This is a genomic window from Homoserinimonas sp., assembly GCF_056262345.1.
The window spans coordinates 1-9,060 of the sequence record NZ_JBACFR010000176.1; the positions used below are offsets into that span (position 1 = coordinate 1).

Sequence of the window (9,060 nt, forward strand, 5' to 3'; positions counted from 1 at the left end):
CATCGCGACGACCCTCGCTCTGGGTATCGGGTCTCTTGTAATCGCGGTAGTCCTGGGCACGGCACTCGCCTGGTTTGCCCTCCGTTTGCCGCACCGGTCGCGCTGGTTGGCCACGGTACCGATTCTGCCCATGGTCTTACCCGGCGTTGCCGTTGTTGTTGGCTGGGCATTCCTGCTCTCACCACAGGTTGGTTTCATCAACGTGGCCCTTCGGGCCCTGCCGTTCATCAACGTACCGGCACCCGAGGTTGGGCTGCCGAGCGGCCCTCTCAATATCTACACCGTCCCCGGGATCATCGTGGTGACCGGCCTCCAGATGGTTCCCCTCGTGTTCCTATTCGTTCAAGGCAGCCTGAAGCAGCTCAACTACGAGAGCATCGAAGCCGCATCCGTCGCTGGAGCCTCGCCGATTCGCGCGTTCTTCTCCATAGTGCTACCGCTGCTACGCCCCGCCCTCGTCTACTCGTCAGCATTCGCCATGCTCATCGGTCTCGGCCAGCTCACTGCGCCTCAGTTTTTGGGGTCGCGAGACAACATTCGTGTTCTCGCCACCGAGATCTACCATTTCGGGGCCGAATCGCCGACAGACTTCGGCCTCGCCGCGGCGGTATCGTCACCACTTCTCATCGCCGGCATTGCGTTCATACTGGTGCAGCGGATGCTGCTCAAGGACGAGTTCCGCTTCGTAAGCGCCGGGGCAAAAGGAGCGTCCCGACCGCTTCGAACCTCCGCAATCGCCGCCCCGCTGATCGCGACGTTCGGCGTTGTCACGCTCGCGCTGCCCTTCGCCGCCCTCGCCCTGGTTGCACTCTCGCCCTATTGGACCGGCCAGTTCAGCTTCTCGCTTCTGACCGGCAAGAACTTCGTCACGGCATTCAACGACCCGGGAATCGTCGATGCCCTCGTCAATAGCATCACAACATCCGTGGGCGCCATCGCCATCGCGCTGCCCCTCGGCTATCTCCTCACTGAGGTTCTGTACCGGCGCCGCGGCAACAGCATGGTGCGAGGACTGCTCGAGCTAATCGTGCAGATTCCGCTCGGCGTGCCCGCCGTCGTCTTCGGCGTCGGGCTCCTCTACGTCTACGTGGGAAACCCGTTCATGCTCTACGGAACTCCTCAGCTCATCGTGCTCACCTACGTCGTGCTTGTATTGCCCTTCACCGTGCGCATGCAGCTTGCGGCGCGAATGTCGATCGGCAGCGCGTATGACGACGCGTCACGGGCCAGCGGCGCAGGGGTATTTCGCACCCATTGGAGCGTCGTGATGCCCATGATGCGGGGTGGTCTCGTGGGAGCCAGCGTGCTGATGTTCGTGATTCTCACCCACGAGTTCGCGGCATCAATGTTCGTGCGATCCACCCGAACACAGGTACTGGGCACGCTTCTTTACGACCAGTGGTCCCGCGGCTCGTACCCCATGGTCGCTACCGTGAGCATCATCATGTCGGTCGTTACCGCTCTCGGCCTCATCATCGCCGTCAAAGCCGGAGGGCGAGACACTCTCTCGCGCCTCTGACCTGCCGGCCACGGTGTGGCCCGCTCTAGCGGACGCGGCCGAACGCTGCGTTTGCTGCGGCGACGCAGACGAGAAGAACGGCGGACGACAGCAGCGCCGTTTCTACGGAGAAGCTGCCGGCGACGAGACCGAGAAAGAGCCCTCCGACGGGCAGGAATCCGCCCCACGCCCACGTGAAGAGGCTCATGATTCTGCCCCGGACTTCGTGCCCGATTCCAGCCTGCAGATGGACGTTGAGGCTTATGGCGACCATGACTCCCAGAGCCCCGAGCACCCCGCTGGCGGCCACGGCAAACGGCAACGATGCGGCGAGCGCCAGAAAGGCCAGTGCGGCAGCGCTGAGGACGAATAAGGCGCTGATAGGCCGGAGGGTGCGCATGCGCAGCGGCAGCAGCGCGCCGAGCATCGCTCCCGCACCGCCGGCGGCCATCATCGCCGCATAGCCGCCCTCGCCGACTCGGAGCACATCCGTCGCAATGAGCGGCAGCATCGAGACGTGGGAGAGGCCGAGCACGGAGTTGGCGAGCGTAAGGAGCAGCGCCCGGCGCGCGAGGGGAAGGGCGAAAGCGATGCGGAAGCCCGAGAAGAGCCGCTGGATTCCCGGCCCGGCGGCTACGCCATCCGAATCTGCCGTAGGAGAGATGACTGCGGGGTTCACGAGCCGCGGCGCACGCACGAGGAGCAGGACCCCCACGACCGCGGCGGCAGTGACGGCCACGAGCGAATAGGGCACCCCGATCCGAAGGAGAAGGAGCCCCGCCGCCGCAGGACCGATGAGGCGGGCAACGTTCTGAGACACGGCGACCGACCGCACCGCTGGCCCGAGGCCGCCGGGGTCGATTGTTGTGGGCACGAAGGCATGCACGGCGGGAGAGCCGATCGCCATGCACAGGCCGAGACAGGCGGAGAGCACGGCGCTCGCCCCAAACCCGAGCAGGCCAGCCGCCCCGAGTGCCAGCCCTGCGGCTGAAACGAGTGCCATGACGATGCCGGCCGCAACGAGCACCGGCCTGCCGCCGATCCGATCAAGCAGCGGCCCGACAAAAGGAGTCAGCAGCAGCATGGGCGACAGCTGGATGAAGTAGAGCAGCCCCACCTGATCGGGCGTTGTCTGCGGCATCGAGGCGACATGCCACTGCAGAACGGTTATCGCGAGCCAGTAGCCGCCCCACACGAACAATGCCGCGGTGATCGCCCTGCTGTACGTGGCCGTCCACCACCAGGCGAATCCTCGCGCAGCATCCTCCGCCCCTGCCACCTCTGTGTCGCCGTCAACCGCTAGCTATGCAGAGAACGAGTGAAGGCTCGCAAACGGGGCACTGACGGCGACCGGCGCACCGGGAGCAAGCGCGCGAATCCACGCCTCCGACTCCCCCGTGCCCGTGCGCACGTGTAGACGGGTGCCCTGGGCGTTGAGCGTCACGTCGACGTGGCGTCCGCCGTATTCCGCCGTGACGAGCGTGGCGTCAAGAACGAGGGAGCGATCCATAGCGGCCGGCTTTGCCGCGTGCACCCTGAGGTCGTCGGGCCGAATGAGAGAGACGGCCCGGTCACCCGAGAGAGCGGTGAGATCGTTCGCGCTCATGCGGGCACCACCCGTCGAGAGCCACTCACTGCCGTTGCGAGTCCACTCAATGCGGTTGGACATGCCAACAAACCCAGCTACGTATTCGGTTGCCGGCTTCACAAAGAGCTTCTCGGGGGTATCGAGCTGCTCTATGCGCCCGTCCTTCATAATCGCGACCCGATCGCCCAGAGCAAGCGCCTCTTCTTGGTCGTGGGTGACGAGCACGGCAGTGAATCCCAGTTCCTGATGAAGCTCGCGAATCTCGGTGCGCACCTGGTCGCGCAGCTTGGCATCGAGGTTGCTCAGTGGTTCATCGAGGAGCACGACCTTGGGCTGGGCAACCAGGCCACGGGCCAGTGCGATGCGCTGCTGCTGCCCACCGCTGAGCTGGGCAGGGTACCGGTCGAGAAGATTGGTGCAGTGCACCATCTCGGCGGCACGCTCTACCCACCCGTCGGCGATGGCTGACTTCATGCCGCGCACCTTGAGGGGATAGGCGATGTTCTGTCGCACCGTCATGTGCGGCCACAGCGCGTAGGACTGAAAGACCATGCCGATGTTGCGCTTATTGATGGGCACGTTGCGGCGGCTGGCGCCGTCGAAGACGGTCTTGTCGTCGAACGCGATGGTTCCCCCACTTGGCGTCTCGAGACCCGCAAGGCAGCGCAGCGTCGTGGTCTTGCCACATCCGCTTGGCCCCAGCAGAACAAGAATCTCGCCCTGCTCAACTTCGAGGTCGAGCCCGTCCACCACTGTGGTGGAACCGAAGCCCTTGGTTAGATTCGATACGGTGATCCCGGCAGCCATCGGCCCTCTTCCTTTCACTCACCAGCGTCGATCACGACGCCTGATCATGGGTGCCGTTCGGCACCCCGTGTGTCATGCGTTGCGCAGGGTCCAGCCCATTTGGATCGAGGCAAAAAGCCCGGGGTTTTCTGCGTAGTACGCGTGCCCTCCGCCCTCGACGACGACGAGCTCTGCGCCCGAGATGCCGCGATACAGGTCACGCGAATGGTCGGGGGTGGTGAGGATATCTTCCGACCCCACCGTGACGAGTGTCGGTGCGGTGATCTTGGCGAGCTCCTCGTCGGTCATCCACTGTTCCGTGGCAACGCGCAGGTGGGCCGAGTATTCGACGGCATCGATCTTGTCGATCTCGGTTGCGCCCTCCGGCAGGGGCTGCGCCATCTTGTCCTGGCTAAACGCGGTGATCGCCACGAACTCGCGCAGAAGCTCCGAGGCGTTGCCGCCGTCGACGATCTTCTTGCGAAAGTCGAGAATGGCGCGCAGTCGAGGGTCGGGGCGGGCCGCTGTCGAGTGCAGGGCGAGGCTCGTGACCAGGTGCGGATGCCGCGAGGCCACGCGCATCGCGATGGCGCCTCCCATGGAGACACCACACACATGGAGCGGGCCCTCTCCGAGAGCTTCTATCAGCTCGGCGGCATCGTCGGCGAGGTCTTCCATCGTGGTCTCTGGGCCGACATCACTCGCGTCTCCGACGCCGCGGTTATCGAACGAGATGCATCGCACGTGCGGTGCGAGGTGTGCGATCACCGGATCCCATGCACGGTGGTCGGTTCCGAGGCCTTGGATCATAAGAAGAGTTGGCCCCTGCCCCGTCTTCTTGACCTTCGTGGTCAGAGCGGACAGCGAGATGGTTTCGAGCACAGAGTCCAATGGGTCTCCTCCAGATCCAAGCAGCATCGGTCGGTCGGCTCAAAGCATATACGGAAACGAGCGGGAAATATATAAAGATTACAGTGTTGAACCGGCCTTTTAGGAGAGAATTCCTCCCCTGGCCGTCATTTGTATGTAAAGATTTATAGGAGTACACACTTCGGGCTCACGCCCACATCACATCGCGATGACGCGATTCGGGAGGACCTCAGTGCCTGACACCACCCCCACCGCCACGGCTGAGCACACCGCAGCCACGCCAGCGCCCGGCCTCAGCAGTGAGGCCGAGGACTCTCTGGCCCCCCGCGGTCGCACGGCGCTCGGCGCCTGGTTCCGCCGACACGGCCTCACCTCGGGCCTGGCCCTCATCCTCGCCTTCCTCGTGGTCTACCCACTGTTGCGACTGCAATACCTCGCCTTGGAAGACGGCGGACGAGCCTACCTCGAGGCCATGGCTCTGCCCGACATCGGCACGACGCTGCTCACGACCGTCGTGCTCGGGTTCGGTTCGCTCGTCATCTCGCTCGCCCTCGGCACCACGCTCGCCTGGTTCTCGCTTCGCCTGCCCAAACGGCACTCCTGGATGACGGTCATCCCCATTCTCCCGATCGTGCTGCCGGCTGTTGCGGTCGTCGTGGGCTGGGCCTTCCTGCTTTCCCCCCAGGTGGGCTTCGTCAACATCGCACTGCGGGCACTCCCCTTTATCGATGTCGCAGCCCCCGAAGTCGGCCTGCCGAGCGGCCCACTCAATATCTACAGCGTTCCCGGCATCGTGATCGTGACCGGGCTCCAGCTCGCGCCCCTCGTCTACCTCTTTATTCAGGGCAGTCTGAAGCAACTGAACTTTGAGACCATCGAAGCCGCATCCGTTGCCGGTGCGTCCTCCACCAGGGCGTTCTTCTCGGTTGTGCTGCCCATGCTCCGCCCCGCACTGGTCTATTCGGCGGCATTTGCCATGCTGCTCGGCCTGGGCCAGCTCACGGCCCCCCAGTTTCTCGGGTCTCGAGAAGGCATCCGGGTTCTGGCAACCGAGATTTACCGCTTCGGCGGCACGGCACCCACCGACTTCGCCCTCGCGGCGGCCGTGGCCTCGCCATTGCTCATCGCGGGAATTATCTTCATCCTCGTTCAGCGCCTGCTGCTGCGAAACGATTTTCGCTTCGTGAGCACGGGCACCAAGGGCACGTCCCGCCCGGGCAAGCCGTCCCGTCTCGCGGCGCCCATCCTCGCCGTCTACGCGTTCTTCACGATCGTGCTGCCGTTCGGCGCCATCATCCTGGTCTCGCTGATGCCCTTCTGGACCGCGACGATCACCAAGCTGACCCTCGATAACTTCGCGCAGGCGTTCAGCACGCCCGCGATCATGGACGCGCTGATCAACAGCGTCGGCACCTCGGTCGGCGCGATCATCATCGCCCTGCCGCTCGGGTACCTGCTCACCGAGATCCTGTACCGCAAGCGCGGCAACACGATCGTTCGCGGCATCATCGATGTGCTCATTCAGATTCCGCTCGGCGTTCCGGCGGTCGTCTTCGGCGTCGGCCTGCTCTTCGTCTACACGGGCAACCCGTTCATGCTCTACGGAACCCCGCTTCTGATCGTGCTCACCTATGTGGTGCTCGTGATCCCGTTCACCGTGCGCATGCAACTTGCCTCGCGAATGGCTATCGGCACCTCGCACGAAGATGCCGCCCGGGCGAGCGGGGCCGGCATCGTTCGCGCCCACCTCACCGTCGTGATTCCCATGATGAGAGGGGCAATGGCTGGCGCCGGCATCCTCGCATTCGTGATCTTGACGCATGAGTTCGCCGCATCGATGTTCGTCCGCTCGGCACGCACCCAGGTGCTGGGCACACTGCTGTACGCAGAGTGGACGCACGGCTCCTACCCGATGGTGGCCGCCGTGAGTCTCATCATGTCTGCGGTCACCGCGGTTGGCTTGATCGTGGCGGTCAAACTGGGCGGCAAGAACACTCTCGACTCCCTGTGAGCGACGCCGGATTTGCGCCCAAGTCTGGCTTTTCCAATCAAGCGTAACTATCATAATGATTATCAAAAGAGTCGTGGATGTTCGCCAGCCCTCACAGGAAGCCGAACGATAGCGTCGCCGAACCAGTCAGGGCCATCCGGCCTCGCGGACGAAGTGGTCCGCGGTCACCCGCAGCGTTGCGGACGACTGAATGGTCAGCGGCCGCCCTCCATGCACATCACATCCCCACCGGCACGTGGACCGCGAGGCGACTCCACACCAACGAAAGTTGAAGGGAACCACCGTGAAGAGGCAAACAAAGCGCATGAGCGCAGCGGCAGGAGCACTGCTCGCACTCTCACTCGTCGCCACTGGCTGCGCCGCCAGCGACGGCAACGAAACCGCAGCAACCCCCGATGCATCCGTCGACGCCGAATGGCAGTCCGTGATTGACGCGGCGAAGAAGGAGGGCCAGCTCACCTGGTACTCCGTCGCCCCTGCGGCAGTGCGCGACGGCCTCAAGGCCGCCTTCGAGGAGAAGTACCCCGAGATCACCCTCGAGATTCTCGTCATGGGCACCGCCGACATGAACGCCGCGCTCGAAGCAGAGCACGAGACGGGAGCAGACGGCGCCGACGTCGTCACCTCGGTCGACTACGGGTGGATTCTCGACAAGGCAGACAAGGGCTGGATCTCGGAGCTCGAAGGCCCCGCCACCCAGGCCGGCGAGTGGGGCGACTACGTGACCGACAACATGGTCGTCAATGCCGGACTCGGACTCATGGTGATCGGCTGGAACACGTCGCTCTACTCCGACAGCGTTGAGTCGTATGACGACCTCATGGTCTCTAAGCTTGGCAACGGCGCCATCGGCACCGCACGGCCCGAGCCGGCGATTCACGCGGACCACTGGGCTTTTGTCGAAGAAACCCACAACCCCGACTACTCCAAGGATCTCGCCGCACAGGACCCCGCCCTCTACCCGAGCGCGTTTGCGCTCCAGGAGGCACTCGCCGCCGGTGAGGTCGCCGTTGGCGCCTTCGTCTCGGCTGCGGACATGGCAGGTCTCAAGGAGAAGGGCGCGCCGATCGAGTTCGCGGTTCCCGACCCCGCCCTGGCCATCGGCAACATGTTCTTTATGCCGGAGTCGGGCAAGAGCCCGAACGCAGCCCAGCTCTTCATGGACTTCTTCATGTCAGAAGAGGGCCAGGCCATCGCGGCTAAGGACGCGTTCAGCCCGCTAGCCTCGGTCGAGACCCTCGCCGGCGACAGCGAGGTCAAGCTCACCAACGTCGAGCGCGTGCTCGACAAGGCCTGGTTCGACGAGTACCTCGCGAACTGGAAGAGCATCTTCGGAGCGTAACCAACGGGATCGGGGTGGCTTCGGCCACCCCGATTCGTGCGTTAACCGGCAGAAATCTGGGGCCGCTAGTGGTTGCGCAGCATGTCGACAAGCTCGCCCTTGCGCTTGCCGGAGTAGCCAGAAAGCCCCAGCTCCTTCGCCCGCGCTCTTAGCTCTCCCACCGTGCGATCCTCATAGGACTCGGCTTCGCCGCCGCGGTGCCCCATCGTGGATCTCCCCTGCTGTGCCGCAGCATTGGAGATCCTCGCCGCCTTCTCTTTGGAGGCACCGTCGTCGCGTAACTTTTCATAAAGCTCCGGGTCTTTGAGACTCGGGTTCTTCTTGCCGGGCATTGTGCCCTCCTTTCGTTGCCTGCTGTCCCATTGCGCATTAGTCCTCGCCGAGCACCCCGAGCACGACGTCGAAGAGCAGCACTGTGACGCCGGCAGCAAGCAGGGTTACCAGCACGAGCATGAGCTTGAGCAAGTGATCGCCGACCGCGCCGAGGCGCTGCTTGCGATGCTGCTGGAACAGCACCCGATGCAGACCGACCGGCGCCAGACCAATGAGCGTCACGGTGGTCGCGAGGGTCACCAGCACGAGGTACAGCACGACCTGCGAATGCTCAAGCTCCGAAAAACGTTGCTGAAACGGCAACGTGAGCAAAAAACCGCCCAGGATGAGGGAGCCGGTTTGGGTAGCGCGAAGCTCCTGCACGATCTCCGCCCAGTTGCGATCGGCACGCTCGTCGGCCGTTTCTCTACGCCCGGCATCGACCTCGCCTTCTGGCAACGCGTCATGAGCCACGGCGCACCCCTCGCGCCGATTGTGCCGCTCCCACAAACATCGCCCCACACACAACGGTGGGACGCCGAGCTCCAGGGCCAGATGGTAACAACATCCGGCCAGAATACGAGCGGCTCCTAGCTTTCGCCAGGGGTTGCGGTGAGGGCCTTCACAACCCGAGATGGCGAGGGCTTGCCCAT

Annotated in this window: 8 protein-coding genes; 3 read left to right on the plus strand and 5 right to left on the minus strand. The window is 64.0% G+C overall.

The window, feature by feature from the left end:
• Positions 1-1,519, plus strand: a 1,519-nt coding sequence (locus tag AC062T_RS08610; RefSeq protein ID WP_476029157.1) for an ABC transporter permease, incomplete at its 5' end; no start/stop codon positions are given.
• A 25-nt stretch (positions 1,520-1,544) separates the two neighbouring features.
• Here the strand turns inward: AC062T_RS08610 and AC062T_RS08615 are convergent.
• From AC062T_RS08615 to AC062T_RS08625, 3 genes are all read right to left on the minus strand, one after another.
• The gene (locus AC062T_RS08615) at positions 1,545-2,777 is read right to left on the minus strand and encodes an MFS transporter (RefSeq protein ID WP_476029159.1); all 1,233 of its coding nucleotides are present in this window, start codon (positions 2,775-2,777) and stop codon (positions 1,545-1,547) included.
• 24 nt (positions 2,778-2,801) lie between these two features.
• Positions 2,802-3,893, minus strand: a complete 1,092-nt coding sequence (locus tag AC062T_RS08620; protein WP_476029161.1) for an ABC transporter ATP-binding protein — start codon at positions 3,891-3,893, stop codon at positions 2,802-2,804.
• A 72-nt stretch (positions 3,894-3,965) separates the two neighbouring features.
• Entirely contained in the window at positions 3,966-4,754 is a 789-nt protein-coding gene (locus AC062T_RS08625; protein ID WP_476029171.1) for an alpha/beta fold hydrolase, read from the minus strand.
• Positions 4,755-4,974: 220 nt separating this feature from the next.
• Here AC062T_RS08625 and AC062T_RS08630 point away from each other — a divergent pair, with 220 nt between their 5' ends.
• Positions 4,975-6,753 carry an ABC transporter permease gene (locus tag AC062T_RS08630; RefSeq protein WP_476029163.1) on the plus strand — a complete coding sequence of 593 codons (1,779 nt, stop codon included), beginning with the start codon at positions 4,975-4,977 and terminating at the stop codon, positions 6,751-6,753.
• 283 nt (positions 6,754-7,036) lie between these two features.
• Positions 7,037-8,095, plus strand: a complete 1,059-nt coding sequence (locus tag AC062T_RS08635) for an ABC transporter substrate-binding protein (protein WP_476029165.1) — start codon at positions 7,037-7,039, stop codon at positions 8,093-8,095.
• A 65-nt stretch (positions 8,096-8,160) separates the two neighbouring features.
• On the opposite strand, the gene AC062T_RS08640 is transcribed toward AC062T_RS08635, so the two are convergent.
• The gene (locus tag AC062T_RS08640) at positions 8,161-8,427 is read right to left on the minus strand and encodes a DUF7218 family protein (protein WP_476029167.1); all 267 of its coding nucleotides are present in this window, start codon (positions 8,425-8,427) and stop codon (positions 8,161-8,163) included.
• A gap of 37 nt (positions 8,428-8,464) precedes the next feature.
• Positions 8,465-8,881 (minus strand): DUF6328 family protein, encoded by a 417-nt coding sequence (locus AC062T_RS08645; protein ID WP_476029169.1) that lies wholly within the window; start codon positions 8,879-8,881, stop codon positions 8,465-8,467.
• Between the last annotated feature and the right edge of the window lie 179 nt (positions 8,882-9,060).